Source organism: Corynebacterium sp. ACRPH (assembly GCF_022347285.1).
GTDB lineage: Bacteria > Actinomycetota > Actinomycetes > Mycobacteriales > Mycobacteriaceae > Corynebacterium.
Window position 1 is genome coordinate 186,183 of sequence record NZ_JAKRND010000001.1, and the last position, 13,507, is coordinate 199,689.

Consider the following 13,507-nt stretch of genomic DNA (forward strand, 5'->3'; position numbering starts at 1 on the left):
TACTACTCGCCTACTTTTCCTTCTGGCCCTTGGGGCCCTTCTTCGGCTTGAAATCGATACCGGATTCCTTACGCTGCTCCGCGGAGATCTCGCCCGGGGCGTCGGTCAGCGGATCCACGCCGCCACCGGACTTCGGGAAGGCGATGACGTCGCGGATGGAATCGAAGCCGCCCAGCAGGGAGACGATGCGGTCCCAACCGAACGCGATACCACCGTGCGGCGGGGCACCGAAGGCAAACGCATCCAGCAGGAAGCCGAACTTCTCGCGGGCCTCCTCCTCGGTGATGCCCATGACCTTGAACACGCGCTCCTGCACATCCGGCTGGTGGATACGAATAGAACCGCCGCCGATCTCGTTGCCGTTACACACGATGTCGTAGGCGTAGGCCAGCGCTTCGCCCGGGTTCTCGTCGAAAGTATCCAGGTACTCCGGCTTCGGGGAGGTAAAGGCGTGGTGCACTGCAGTCCAGGCAGAGTGACCCAGGGCCACGTCGCCAGACGCGGCGGCATCCGCAGCCGGCTCGAACAGTGGGGCGTCAACAACCCAGGTGAAGGCCCAGTCGCCTTCCTTGATCAGGCCCAGCTTGTTAGCGATCTCGCCGCGGGCAGCACCCAGCAGGGCGCGGGACGGCTTGGTCTCGCCTGCGGCGAAGAAGATGCAGTCGCCCGGCTTGGCACCGACGTGCTCGGCAATGCCCGCACGCTCTTCGTCAGTAATGTTCTTGGCAACCGGTCCGGACAGCTCGCCGTCCTCGCCCACCAGAATGTAGGCCAGGCCCTTCGCGCCGCGCTGCTTAGCCCACTCCTGCCAAGCATCCAGCTGGCGGCGGGGCTGGTCTGCGCCGCCTTCCATGACCACTGCGCCGACGTATTCGTTCTGGAACACGCGGAAGGTGGTGTTCTTGAAGAAGTCGGTGCACTCAGTGATCTGGATGTCGAAGCGCAGGTCCGGCTTGTCGGAGCCGTAGTACTTCATGGCATCGGCGTAGGTCATGCGCGGGATCGGGGTGGAGATCTCGTAGCCGATCTCCTTCCAGATCGCCACCAGGATCTCCTCTGCCAGAGAGATCACGTCTTCCTGGTCCACGAAGGACATCTCGACGTCCAGCTGGGTGAACTCCGGCTGGCGGTCGGCGCGGAAGTCCTCGTCGCGGTAGCAGCGGGCGATCTGGTAGTAGCGCTCCATGCCAGCCACCATCAGCAGCTGCTTAAACAGCTGCGGGGACTGCGGCAGGGCGTAGAACGTGCCCGGGCGCAGGCGTGCAGGCACCAGGAAGTCACGGGCGCCCTCTGGGGTGGAGCGGGTCAGCGTCGGGGTTTCGATCTCCGTGAAGTCGTGCTCGGCCAGAACCCCGCGGGCAGCCTGGTTAACACGGGAGCGCAGGCGCAGCGCATCGCCCTGGGTCTTGCGGCGCAGATCCAGGTAGCGGTACTTCAGGCGGGTTTCCTCGCCCACCTCGCCGGAGGAGGACGGATCGTCGATCTGGAACGGCAGCGCCGCCGCCTCGTTCAGAACCTCCAGGGCGAACACGTTGACCTCGATGCCGCCAGAGGCCAGGTTCGGGTTCTCGGAACCCTCCGGGCGAGCCTCGACCACGCCGGTTACCTTCAGGCAGTACTCGCTGCGCAGGTCGTGCGCACGCTCCGCCACCTCGGACTCGCGGAAGACGACTTGTGCCACGCCGCTGCGGTCGCGCAGGTCGATGAAAATGACGCCACCGTGGTCGCGTCGACGACCAACCCAGCCGGTCAGGGTCACTTCATCACCAATATTCTCTGGGCGCAGTTCGCCCGCCAGGTGTGTGCGCAGCACGTTCCTATAGTCCTTCCTCGATTTTTAGCCTTTTCGGCCTTACAGCTTACCTTGTCCGCAATAGGGTGTATACGTCGCCCGGGTATGGCACGATTCACTTGTGACTTTTAACAACAATCTGAACAACTATTCCGATCGTGGGCAGCGCGGAGGCACGGGATCCGGCGGGGGCGGATTCGGCTTCGGCGGTGGGGGTGGCAATCAGGGTGGAGGTGGCGGCTTGTTCACCGGCCTGCTTTTTGGCGCCCTCGCCCGCCGCTTCGGCATTCCCGGAATCATCGTTGCCGCTGTTCTCGTGTTCCTCTTCAACGGTGGATTGGGAATGCTGAGCGGGAACAACAGCGCGGATCAACGTGCGGGCGTCAGCAACAGTCGCACGGGCGAAGGCTTCGAGCACTGCAAAACTGCCGAAGACGCCAACAACAACGACGATTGCCGTGTATTGGCCACGGCGAAGTCGGTCGACCAGTTCTGGAGCTCGGCTCTGCCCGAGGAGGCTGGCAAGAAGTACAGCGAGCCGGGCCTGGTGCTCGCCGAGGGGCAGACCAGCACCCGCTGTGGCTCTGCGAACCTCGCTAGTACCGGCCCGTTCTATTGCCCCGGCGACGAGACGGTCTACATGTCCGTCCCATTCTTCGACGAGCTGAAGCAAATGGGTGGATCCAACGGCCCATTCGCGCAGATGTACGTCACCGCCCACGAGTTCGGCCACCACATTCAGAACCTGGAGGGCACCCTGGGCTTGAGCGATTACGATAACCCGGGTGAGGATTCCAACGCGGTGAAAATGGAGGTCCAGGCCGACTGCTACGCCGGAGTGTGGGCCCAGAACGCCGACAAGGGCGAGGACGCTCTGTTGGAGCCCCTCACCCAGGAGCAGGTCGAGCAGGCCATCACTACTGCTCGCTCTATTGGCGATGACGCCATCCAGTCCAGCGCCGGACAAGAAGTAAATCCTGACAAGTGGACTCACGGGTCTTCCGAAATGCGCGTGGACTGGTTCATGCGCGGCTACCAGGGCGGCACCATGAAGTCCTGCCACCAGGACTTCCAGCGCTAAGCCCCGCACACGTAGCCCTGCGGCGCCCCGCCTGCAGCGCTCTTAACGCTGCGGTGGCAGGTACGGGCGCAGCCAGTTCGGCACTGCGCTGGCCGGGATCAGGTGGTTCACCCATCCCCACAGGCCCGCACCGGCGGCGCCCAGTCCGATAATGCCCAGGATGATCGTGGTGATGATGCCTGCCTTAGCGGAGCCGCTGAGCTCCGTCTTGGAACCACCCAAGGACCCGGTGGAACCAGTGGAACCCGAGGACCCGCCCGGCTTGTCCGGGTTGGTCGAGTCGTCAGGGGCCGGGCCTGGCTGCGGGGCCGCGCCCGGGGCGTTGAAGCCCACCTTGATCGGGTCGTGGTCCGAGGCACGGAACACGTTCGGCTCGTAGAAGTCCACTACGTTGTAGTTGCGGCGAGAGTACTCGAAGGCAACTGACTCGTCGGCGTTGATGTCCCACACGTCCGCGCCGGTGGCCATCTCGGTGGCCTTCTCGTTGGCTAGGACGTGGTCCAGGGAGCCCACTCGGCCACCGAATTGGTAGGAATGGCCGGCGTCGAATTTGGTCTCGAGGTTGGTGTAGCCGGCCTCCTCGATGAGGCGGATGGCATCCTCCTTCGCGTAGGCGTTGAAGTCGCCCAGGATGAACTGCGGCTTGTCCTTGAAGTCCGCGTCTTCGCTCAGCCACTTCACGAGCTGGCTGGACATTTCTGCGCGCAGCTGGGCGTTGTTGCCCTGACCATCTCCCTTATCCGCGTCGCCGCGAGCCACGCTGCCCTTGGACTTGTAGTGGTTCACGACGGCGACGAAAGCCTGCTCGTCCTTCGCACCCTTGTTCTTGAACTGCTGCGCCAGCGGCTGGCGAGCGATCTGGTCGAAAGCCTCTACGTCGAGGATCTTGGACTCCCCGACCGGCTCGACCTTGTCCGGCTGGTAGATGAAGGCCGTGCGGATGACATCCTCGTTCTTGGCGACTGTGGCCGGGCTCTTAACGTACTCCCACTTGCCACCGGCCGCGTTGAGCTCGTCGACCAGGTGCTTCAGCGCTGCGTCGCGGTCCTTGCCGAACTTGGCGGAGTTCTGGATCTCCTCCAAGCCCAGGACCGAAACATCCAGGGTGTTGATCGCCTTGACGATCTTGGCCTGCTGATCCTTGAACGCCTGCTCGGAGTAGGCACCGCGAACGTCGCACTTGTCGGCGGTAACAGGGTTCCCCTCGCGATCCTTGTAGGAGCCGCAGTTGCCTTGATCCTGACCCAGATCGGTGAAGTAGTTCAGAACGTTGAAGCTGGCGATGGAGTGGCTGCCGCCGACCTCTTCGGGGCCGTTCTCCTCGGCGGGGCGGGAGTCCTCCCAGCTGATCGGCAGATCCGCCTGCGCGGTTTCGCCCGTGATCTGGGAGGTTGGCTGCAGGGACCACTTGTTGAAGCCATAGGACAGCACCGTCGGCTGGGAGAAGCTCACCTGGTCGCCGGCGCGAAGGGACTTGATGCCCTCGGCGGTCTTCAGGTAGGGCTGCGGGGTGTTCTGCGCATCCTTGTTGCGGAAGAAACTCAGCGTAGCGCCGTCGTCGAGGGTGACTACGCGTTTGGCGTTCTCGGCCTCATAGTCCTGGGCTTCCTTCCCCGGTGCCACCTTGGAGGTCGCCTGGTACAGCGGCTCGTTACCCTCCACAAGATCTACGGAACCGTACTGGTTCAGCTCGTAGTTGTTGGTGACGGTGTAGGTAGCGGAAGGCTGGAACATCATGTGCTCGTTGGCCTCGCGGGTCGCCTCGTCCAAAGGAACAGCATCCGTGATCGGCTCCGGCTTCTCGCCGCAGTCCTTTGACGGGTTGTCGGACTCGGTGTACTCGGCAGAGCCGAGCTGGGTGGACTCGTAGTGCTCCCCCACCTCGCCGGTGACTACGACGCACTTGCCGAGGTCCGCCGGGGTGCCGCCCTTGCCGGTGTAGACGAACACTGCCTGGGATGCTTCGCCAGCCTTACGCAACTGTGTCGCGCCGCCCTCCTGGATGACGAAGCCATCCAGGCGACCCGAAGGGTAGCTTGCGGTGACCCAGCCGGCCGTCTTGACCTTCTTGTCCACCAGCGGGGACTTCTCCCCCGTTCCCTGAATATCGGAGATCTTGTGTTCCTCGGCGTCTCCCGGCTGCTCCGGTTCGCCAGGTTGCTTCGGGTTCTCCGGCTGCTCTGGGTTTTCTGGGTTACCCGGATTGTCCGGGGCTTCCGCGTTCGGATCCAGGGCGTCGCCACCGCTGAAACGCGGCTTCGGATCGCCGACGGTGAAGTCGGCGCTGTTGTCGTCGGTGTCCTTCCCATCTCCATTACGGGCAGCAGCCGTGGTGTTAGAGAGAGCCGCGGTGCCAGCGGTCTCGTTCACCTGCGCATTGCCATAACCCACGATGTCGATTGCTGGGTTTCCAGCGGCCCACTTCTCGGAAGAGTCAGCCAGGACGACGGTGCCGTTCGTACCGCCCATGGCCAAATCGTCCCCGGTGGCGTCAGCAACAAAATCCTGGGTACCGCCCTTACCCGCAGCGCCCTTGATCAGATAGAAGCCCTTCGGCTGGATGGTGCCGGATAGCGCGATCGGCTTGCCGTTGTTGTTACCGCTGGCGGAGAGGTACTGGACGGTCCACCCATCGAGTTCGATCGGCTTATCGGTGGGGTTGAACAGCTCAACGTAGTCGTTCTTCAGGGTCGCGCCCTTGTTTCCGCCGCCGCCATAGACAGCGCTGATGACGACGTTATCGCCGTCCGGGGTAGCCAGGGCAGTCGGGACGGTGAGGACGTTGGCTCCCAGGGCCAGCGCGCTGAAGGTGGCCACGGAGGTGATGGTCTTGAAACGAGCCTTCATGGATCTAGATCCTGCTTTCTGGTGAAGATAGCTCCCGCTGGTGAAGCGGGAGCTAGATGTGATTGGGGATTTGGTTACGGCGGGTTAGATCTTCAGCAGGTCGCGGGCCCACTTCGGCAGGACATGAGTCGGAACGCCACCGTTGTTCTGCACCCATGCGATGGCCGTAGCACCACCAATGATCAAGGCGAGGATGCCCAGGATGGCGCCGATGATGCCGCCGGTGGAGGAACCGGATAGGGAGCCTTCTGCACCCGAGTTCTCGTCCGACGTTGCACCGCAGCCACGATCGACGTCGAGCTTGCCCTCAACCGAAATCGGATAGTTGAGCTTAGAGCCAGCATCGGTGGTGATCTGCAGGAACGCTGCCTCCTCTGGAACAGTCAGGTTGACTTTGGCCTTACCGGTTTCGTCAAGGCCATCGGTGATGGTGTTGTCGGTGTTGGCTGAGGCCTCGCCGATGGTGATGGCCTTCTCCCCCTCGCAGCGCAGGAATTTAGCGGTCGCCGTGGTCGGCTTCTTTTCCTTGCCGGTGTAAGCCAGAGAGCTGAGATTGACGGTGACGTCCTTTGTCGGAGCCAGCACGTTCCCGCGCAGGGCCTCATCGGAAATCTGCGCCTCATCCACGGCAGTGCCGGACAGCTGAACGCCGACGGAGGTCTGGTTCGGGCGCACGGCGATGTCCTTATTATCCTTCAGGTAGCGGTTGAACACATCGATGTCCATCTGACCCGCGTCCTGGAACTTGCCGCCCTTGAATGCATCGAAGCTGTCACCACCGTTCAGCAGGAAGCTGGACCCGGCCACGCGGTACTTTTTGCTCGGGTCAAGAGGCTTGCCATTGACGGAAACGTAGCTGATGCGCTTGCCCTGCTCGGCATCCGGGTCGTATGCGTACTGCACGTTCTTGGACAAGCCCAACGCCAGCATTGCGCGCTCCCCGCCCGGCTTCCACTGCTGTTCGAGGGCCTGCTTCAGCTGCTCACCGGTGATCTCCACAACACCCAGGGAGTTGCCAAAAGGCTGAACTGCGAAAGCCTCTGCGTAGGTCACGTCACCCGAGGCCAGGTCAGCGCGGACGCCACCAGCGTTCATCACGCCCAGGTCGGCCTTCAAGTCGGTCAGCTTGTTAACGCCGTACAGGGTGGCATCCGCGATCATCGAGTTGAGAGAGGACTCGGTACCGCGGTTACCGCCGGATTCGCCGTCGGAGTTTGCGCCGCGGTAAAAGTCGTTCTTCAGGGTGGTAACGACCTTTTCGCCCTCGGTTTTCGCCGATTCCTTTGCCGCGGAAACGATCTTCGCCACGTCCTCATCCGGAGTATCGCCACATACGTCCATCATGTCCTTGGCGCTGCGGTTTTCGGCGGTGACGGACACAACCTTCTTGGCTGCCTTGTCGTAAACGATGTCGATGTCGGCCAGATCCATGCCGTAGTTGGCCGGCTGCACCAGCACTGGCTTACCGTCGAGCTTGCGTAGCACATGGGTGTGGCCGGCAATAACTGCGTCCACGTCCTGGGAGAATTTAGTGTTGTCCATCCCCTCATGCACCAGGCCGATGACTACGTCCGCCTCACCAGATTCCTTCAGTCGCTTGGCTTCTGCGTTAGTCGCAGCCACCGGTTCGGAGAAGCTGAGGCCTTTGATGCCGTCCGGAGAAACCAGGTTCGGGGTGTCCGCAGTGATGGTGCCGACGTATCCGATCTTCACACCGCCTTTTTCGATAACCGTGGACGGCGCCATGTCGCTTCCCTTGACGTTGGCACCCAGGTAGGGGAACTTCGCATCCTTGTCGCCGTTAACACCTACGCGATCCTTCAGGTCTGACCAGCCCTTATCGAACTCGTGGTTACCCACGGCGGAAGCCTCTAGTCCCATGGCGTTCAGCGCATCGAGGGTCGGCTTGTCCTTCAGAATGGAGGACTCGAAGGGAGAACCACCGATGTTGTCACCTGCGGATACGAAGCTGGTGTTCGGGTTGCCTTCGCGTTCCTTGTTCACGTAGCAGGCCATCACGGCCGCGCCGGGCTCGCTGATTTCTCCCTTGCGATCCTTAGCCTGGGAAAGGTGGCCGTGGAAGTCGGTGACGCCGATGATGTTAAGACTAACCTGGTCAGCCTCGGCGGCGTACGCGGGAACATTCAGCCCCGCGAGGGCCAGGGTCGGCGCCATGGCCAGGGTCATGACGGCACGGGAACTGCGGCGAGACAGCTTGAACACTTTGGGTTTCTCCTCGTTGAAACAAATCACTAAAGGTTGCGCAGCAAGGGCGTGCTGCAACGAAGGAGAGCTAACCACCGTTACTTGTTCTTGTCCGCGCAATCCTTTGCGCAAATCACGCTGTGACCAGGCACTTCATGCAAAGTAATGGAAGTATTAAACTTTAATTCATCAAAAATACCCCCGCGTAGTGTTACGCGAGGGTACAGATGTGACCAGTGTTACTTCGGTCTTAAGCTCAGCCGTTCTGCTAGACGCCAGCAGTTTTTTCTGCCGTCTTCTCGGCCAGCAGCTCCACGACGGCGGTCAGATCCACCTCGTGCTGTTCGTGAGCGCCGAGATCCTTCACCGTCACCGTGCCCTCGGCCAGCTCCTTATCCCCCAGCACCAGGGCATACAGCGCACCAGCACGGTCGGCGCCCTTCATGGCTCCCTTCAGCCCGCGGTCGCCGTAGGACATATCGGCGGCGACCCCACGCTCACGCAGGTCGTCCACGATGCCCACCATCCGCCGCTTGGCCTCCGCGCCGAGTGCCACGCCGTAGACATCGACCCTTCTTCCTGTTGACGCCCTCTTCTCCTCCGCTTCGAGCGTCAGCAACGCCCTATCAACTCCCAGCCCGAAGCCGATTCCGGAAAGATCCTGCCCGCCCAGCTGAGCCATCAGGCCGTCGTAGCGGCCACCGCCACCGATGCCGGACTGTGCGCCCAGGCCGTCGTGGACGAACTCAAAGCAGGTCTTCGTGTAGTAGTCCAGGCCGCGCACCATCCGCGGGTTGATGGTGTAACCCACGCCCAGGTCGTCCAGCAGCCCGGTCACGGTCTCGAAGTGTTCGCGGGAGGAATCGCTGAGGTGGTCCAGCATCAAGGGAGCCTCGGCCAGCATCTCCTGCATCTCGGGGCGCTTATCGTCCAGGACGCGCAGCGGATTCAGCTGCGCGCGACGCTCGGTCTCCTCGTCCAGCGGCAGCGTGGACAGGAAGTCCTGCAGCTTCTGCCGGTAAGCGGGGCGGTCGTCCCAGTCGCCCAGGCTGGTCAGCTCCAGACGAAAGCCGTTCAACCCGATTGAGGTAAAGCAGCGGTGCGCCAGTGCGATAACCTCGGCGTCCAGAGCCGGGTCGTCCACGCCGATAGCCTCCACACCCACCTGCTGCAGCTGGCGGTAGCGGCCGGCCTGGGGGCGCTCGTAGCGGAAGAAGGGGCCGTTGTAGACCAGCTTGACGGGGAGCTGGCCGCGGTCCAGGTTGTGCTCAATGACGGCACGCATGACGCCCGCCGTGCCCTCCGGCCGCAGGGTCACCGAACGGCCGCCCCGGTCGGCGAAGGTGTACATTTCCTTCGACACGACGTCGGTGGATTCGCCGACGCCACGGGCGAACAGAGAGGTCTCCTCGAAGATCGGCAGCTCCACGTGCTCGTAGCCTGCGGCGTGCGCGGCGGAGGTGAACGCATCCTTGACCGCCTTGAACTCCGCCGATGTTGGCGGCACGTAGTCCGGCACGCCCTTCGGCGCGCTGAGCGCCTTAAACTTCTCGGCCTTGTCTTTCTGAGCCTTCTGGGACTTCTGTTGCTTCTTCTCGCTCTCAGTCACAAGTAAACAGTCTACTAAACGGCTATTGCACTGCCGCCAGAAAGCTATTGGTGCGCTTTTCCTCCCCGATGGTCGTGTGCGGGCCGTGCCCCGGCAGCACAATGTCCTCGTCGGCGAAATCGGTGGTGAGCTTCTTGAGGCTCAGCATCATGTCCTCGGGCGAGCATCCCGGAAGGTCGGTGCGGCCCACTCCCCCGCGGAACAGCACATCGCCGCCGAAGATCAGCCCATTCGCGCGGAACATGACATGCCCCGGTGAGTGGCCCGGCATGTGATGAATCTCGAACTCCGCGCCGCCAATACTGATGGAATCTCCCAGGTGACGAATGTCCTCAATCGCCGGCATGTTCGCAACGTCGAAGGGCTGCGCCAGCGGGCCGGCGGACTGATCCATCTCTAGCATGAAGCGATCCAACTCGTGGACGTACACCGGCACCCCGAACGCTCCCGCGTCGCGGATGTGGTCGATGTGCCCGTGGGTCAGAACGACCTTCTCGACGAAGAACTTGTGCTCCTCGGCGAGCCTTTGGATGTTCTCGAACGCCCCCAACCCCGGGTCTATAACGACCGCCGGGGAGTTTTCCCCGCTGGTGGCGTCCGAACCATCAATCACCACATAGCAATTGGTTTCGAAAGGGCCGGCAGGAAAAGAAAGGATCTGCGTCGTATCCGGCAGGAGGGTTGCGTCTGTGCTCATGCCACTAAACCCTAGCGAAAACAGCAACGAGCCCGTGCCCCTTCACCCGAATCGGCCAGTACGTAGGGCATAATGGAGCACCGTATCTAGCACAAGAAAGGTCCTAGAAAAACGTGTCTGACAACAACTACCCGAACGCGGCCCAGCGTGACCAGGCGCTGTCGGAGCTAGAGAAAGCTCTAAAGTCCCGCGAGCGCAAGGCCAAAATCGCGCCGCTGGGCGTGGTCGCAGCAACCCTCGCCGTGCTGGTGGTCATCGTCGGCGGAATCTGGTTCGCCGCCACCTACTCCTCTGACGAAGAGGAAGACCAGGTCGCCGAGAGCGAGCAGCAGCAGTCCGAAGAGCCGGATGTGAAGCCCGTGGCGCTGCCGGCAGGCCCCAAGGAGCCCTACGGTGACACGGTGAAGTGCGAGTACAAGAAGGATCCGGAGGGCGAGCTCAGCGACGCCGGACTGCCCAACGGCGAGGACGTGACTGCCAAGGGAACCGAGAAGGTCACCCTGACCATGAACGGCCAGAAGGTCGGCCTGGAGCTGGCCAACGACAAGTCCCCGTGCTCCACCAACTCCTTCAAGCACCTGGTAGAGAAGAAGTTCTATGACTCCACCAAGTGCCACCGCTCCGTGAAGTCCGATTCCATGACGATCCTGCAGTGCGGCGATCCCGAGGGTACCGGCGCAGGCGGCCCGGGCTACTCCTTCGCGGATGAATTCCCGAGCAATGGCGTGGACGAGGACAAGGCCGACTCCCCGGTCAACTACAAGCGCGGCACCCTGGCGATGGCCAACAGCGGCCCGGATACCAACGGCAGCCAGTTCTTCCTGGTCACCGGCGACACCACCCTGCCGCCGAGCTACAACGTCTTCGGCACCATCGACGAGGCCGGATTGAAGGTGCTGGACAAGCTGATGGAAAAGGCGCCTGAGGGCGATGCCTCCCCGTCCGAGGACATCAACATCGAGTCTGCGGTGCTGGGTTAGTTTGCTGGGCTAGCCTTCTGGGCTAGCCGCCCGTCGTGACGCGATAGACGTCGTAGACACCCTCGACGTTTCGCAGCTGGTTCATCATGTAGCCCAGCTGCTTCGTATCCGACACCTCGAAGGTGAAGCGGATCGTCGCCACTCTATCGCCCGCGGTGTGCGAGTTCGTGGCGATGATCGGCACCTTCTGGTCAGAGACCACGCGCGTCACATCAGAGAGCAAACCGTTGCGATCCAGCCCCTCGATCTGGATCGTGACCATAAACACCGCATTGTGGAAGCTGCTGGCCCACGAGACCTCGATGATCCGCTGCGACTCCTGGTGCAGCTTCTCAGCGTTGGTGCAGTCCGTGCGGTGCACGCTTACACCACCGCCCTTGGTGATGAACCCGAAGATTTTATCGCCCGGCACCGGGGTGCAGCACTTCGCCAGCTTCGCGGAGAAATCCGCCTCGCCCTGCACCAGAATGCCGGAACCATCGCCGCGGCCTTCCTGCGGGGTGTTCGCAATCTTCGAGGTCGCCGAGCCCGACTGCAGAACATCATCGGCCTCGGATTCCGGCTCCATCCCCTCAACCAGGCGGTGGCAGACGTGCCCGGCAGTGACCTCTCCCCGTCCAATGGCCGTGTAGAGCGCCTCGACATCCTGGTAGTTCATGTCGCTGGCCAGCAGGCGCAGGGATTCGTGAGTAAACAGGCGGTGCACCGCCAGGCCACCCCGCTGCGCTTCGGCGGCCAGCAGGTCGCGCCCCTTCTCCGCCGCCTCCTCGCGGCGCTCCTTGGCGAACCACTGGCGGATCTTCGTCTTCGCGCGCGGCGAAACGACGATATTCATCCAGTCCTTCGACGGCCCGGAGTTCTGGTCCTTGGAGGTAAAGACCTCCACCTTGTCGCCGGTGTTCAGCTTGGATTCCAGCGCCACCAGCTTGCCGTTGACCTTCGCACCAATGCAACGGTGCCCGATCTCCGTGTGCACCGCATAGGCAAAGTCGATCGGCGTGGAACCGTTCGGCAACGTAATGGCATCGCCCTTCGGCGTGAACACGAAGATCTGGTTCGTCGACAGATCGTAGCGCAGCGAATCCAGGAACTCGTTCGGATCCGCGGCCTCCTTCTGCCAGTCCAGCAGCTGGCGCATCCACGCCATCTGGTCCACCTCTGCGGACTCGCTGTTGTTGTTGCCGCGGGTTTCCTTGTATCGCCAGTGCGCCGCGATGCCGTATTCGGCGTTGTGGTGCATCTCGTGGGTGCGGATCTGCACTTCCAGCGGCTTAGTGTCCGGGCCGATCACGGTGGTGTGCAGCGACTGGTACACGCCGAAGCGCGGGGAGGAAATATAGTCCTTGAACCGCCCCGGCATCGGCTGATATAGGGTGTGGATGGCACCCACAGCCGCGTAGCAATCCTGCACGCTATCCACCAGGATGCGCACGCCCACCAGGTCAAAGATCTCGTCGAAGTCGCGGCCGCGGACGATCATCTTCTGGTAGATCGACCAGTAGTGCTTCGGGCGGCCCTCCACAGTGGCGTGCAGCGAACTGCGCGACATGGCCAGCTCGATCTCCTGCTTCACCTTCGCCAGGTACTGGTCGCGCTTCGGGGCGCGGTCGGCAACCAGGCGCACGATCTCGTCGTACTTCTTCGGGTAGAGGATGGCGAAAGCCAGATCCTCCAGCTCCCACTTCACAGTCGCCATGCCCAGGCGGTGGGCCAGCGGGGCAATAACCTCGAGCGTCTCGCGCGCCTTCTTCGCCTGCTTCTCCGGCGGCAGGAAGCGCATGGTGCGCATGTTGTGCAGGCGGTCGGAGACCTTGATCACCAGCACGCGCGGATCCTCCGCCATGGCGACGATCATCTTGCGGATGGTCTCCGCCTCCGCCGCGGATCCCAGCACCACCTTGTCCAGCTTCGTCACGCCGTCCACCAGGCGGGAGACCTCGCTGCCGAAGTCGCGGGAGAGCTCCTCCAGGGAGTAGTCCGTATCCTCCACCGTGTCGTGCAGCAGCGCCGCTACCACGGTGGTTGTGTCCATGCCGATCTCCGCGGCGATCGTCGCCACCGCCAGCGGGTGCGTGATGTAGGGCTCGCCGGACTTGCGCTTCACGCCCTCGTGCAGCTTCTCGGCGGTGGCATAAGCGCGGTTCAGCAGGGCGAGGTCGGCGCGTGGGTGAAAGCGCCTGTGCACGGAAATGAGCGGCCCCAGTACCGGGTTGATCTTTGGCTTACCGGTGCCGGTGAGGCTTCGCGCAATGCGAGCCGCCATCCACAGCGAACCCTTCTCGTTGCTCATAGCCGC

The 13,507-nt window shown here is 62.6% G+C and carries 8 protein-coding genes; 2 read left to right on the plus strand and 6 right to left on the minus strand.

What is annotated here, in order from left to right; translation table 11 throughout:
- Window positions 1-10 precede the first annotated feature (10 nt).
- Window positions 11-1,813, minus strand: a complete 1,803-nt coding sequence (gene aspS / locus MHX66_RS00860) for an aspartate--tRNA ligase (protein ID WP_239198572.1) — start codon at window positions 1,811-1,813, stop codon at window positions 11-13.
- A gap of 100 nt (window positions 1,814-1,913) precedes the next feature.
- Between aspS and MHX66_RS00865 the strand changes: the two genes are divergently transcribed.
- A complete protein-coding gene (locus tag MHX66_RS00865; RefSeq protein ID WP_347933862.1) occupies window positions 1,914-2,873 on the plus strand; it encodes a neutral zinc metallopeptidase in 960 nt (319 codons plus the stop codon).
- 42 nt (window positions 2,874-2,915) lie between these two features.
- On the opposite strand, the gene MHX66_RS00870 is transcribed toward MHX66_RS00865, so the two are convergent.
- From MHX66_RS00870 to MHX66_RS00885, 4 genes are all read right to left on the minus strand, one after another.
- Window positions 2,916-5,720, minus strand: a complete 2,805-nt coding sequence (locus tag MHX66_RS00870; protein WP_239198575.1) for an ExeM/NucH family extracellular endonuclease — start codon at window positions 5,718-5,720, stop codon at window positions 2,916-2,918.
- An 84-nt stretch (window positions 5,721-5,804) separates the two neighbouring features.
- Window positions 5,805-7,943, minus strand: a complete 2,139-nt coding sequence (locus MHX66_RS00875) for a bifunctional UDP-sugar hydrolase/5'-nucleotidase (RefSeq protein ID WP_239198578.1) — start codon at window positions 7,941-7,943, stop codon at window positions 5,805-5,807.
- Between the two features lie 250 nt (window positions 7,944-8,193).
- Window positions 8,194-9,534 (minus strand): histidine--tRNA ligase, encoded by a 1,341-nt coding sequence (hisS, locus tag MHX66_RS00880; RefSeq protein ID WP_239198581.1) that lies wholly within the window; start codon window positions 9,532-9,534, stop codon window positions 8,194-8,196.
- Window positions 9,535-9,556: 22 nt separating this feature from the next.
- Complete coding sequence (locus MHX66_RS00885; protein ID WP_239198584.1) at window positions 9,557-10,231, minus strand: MBL fold metallo-hydrolase; 675 nt, start codon at window positions 10,229-10,231, stop codon at window positions 9,557-9,559.
- 113 nt (window positions 10,232-10,344) lie between these two features.
- On the opposite strand from MHX66_RS00885, the gene MHX66_RS00890 reads away from it, so the two are divergent.
- Window positions 10,345-11,211: a peptidylprolyl isomerase gene (locus MHX66_RS00890; RefSeq protein WP_239198587.1), complete on the plus strand. Its 867-nt coding sequence runs from the start codon at window positions 10,345-10,347 to the stop codon at window positions 11,209-11,211.
- A gap of 22 nt (window positions 11,212-11,233) precedes the next feature.
- Here the strand turns inward: MHX66_RS00890 and MHX66_RS00895 are convergent, their stop codons facing one another.
- On the minus strand, window positions 11,234-13,501 hold the full coding sequence (locus MHX66_RS00895) for a bifunctional (p)ppGpp synthetase/guanosine-3',5'-bis(diphosphate) 3'-pyrophosphohydrolase (RefSeq protein WP_304504305.1): 2,268 nt from the start codon (window positions 13,499-13,501) through the stop codon (window positions 11,234-11,236).
- Between the last annotated feature and the right edge of the window lie 6 nt (window positions 13,502-13,507).

Bases quoted from the DNA above. Each gene is read 5' to 3' on its own strand.
- MHX66_RS00870 (WP_239198575.1), bottom strand. From the start codon at position 5,720: ATGAAGGCTCGTTTCAAGACCATCACCTCCGTGGCCACCTTCAGCGCG.
- MHX66_RS00885 (WP_239198584.1), bottom strand. From the start codon at position 10,231: ATGAGCACAGACGCAACCCTCCTGCCGGATACGACGCAGATCCTTTCT.
- MHX66_RS00895 (WP_304504305.1), bottom strand. From the start codon at position 13,501: ATGAGCAACGAGAAGGGTTCGCTGTGGATGGCGGCTCGCATTGCGCGA.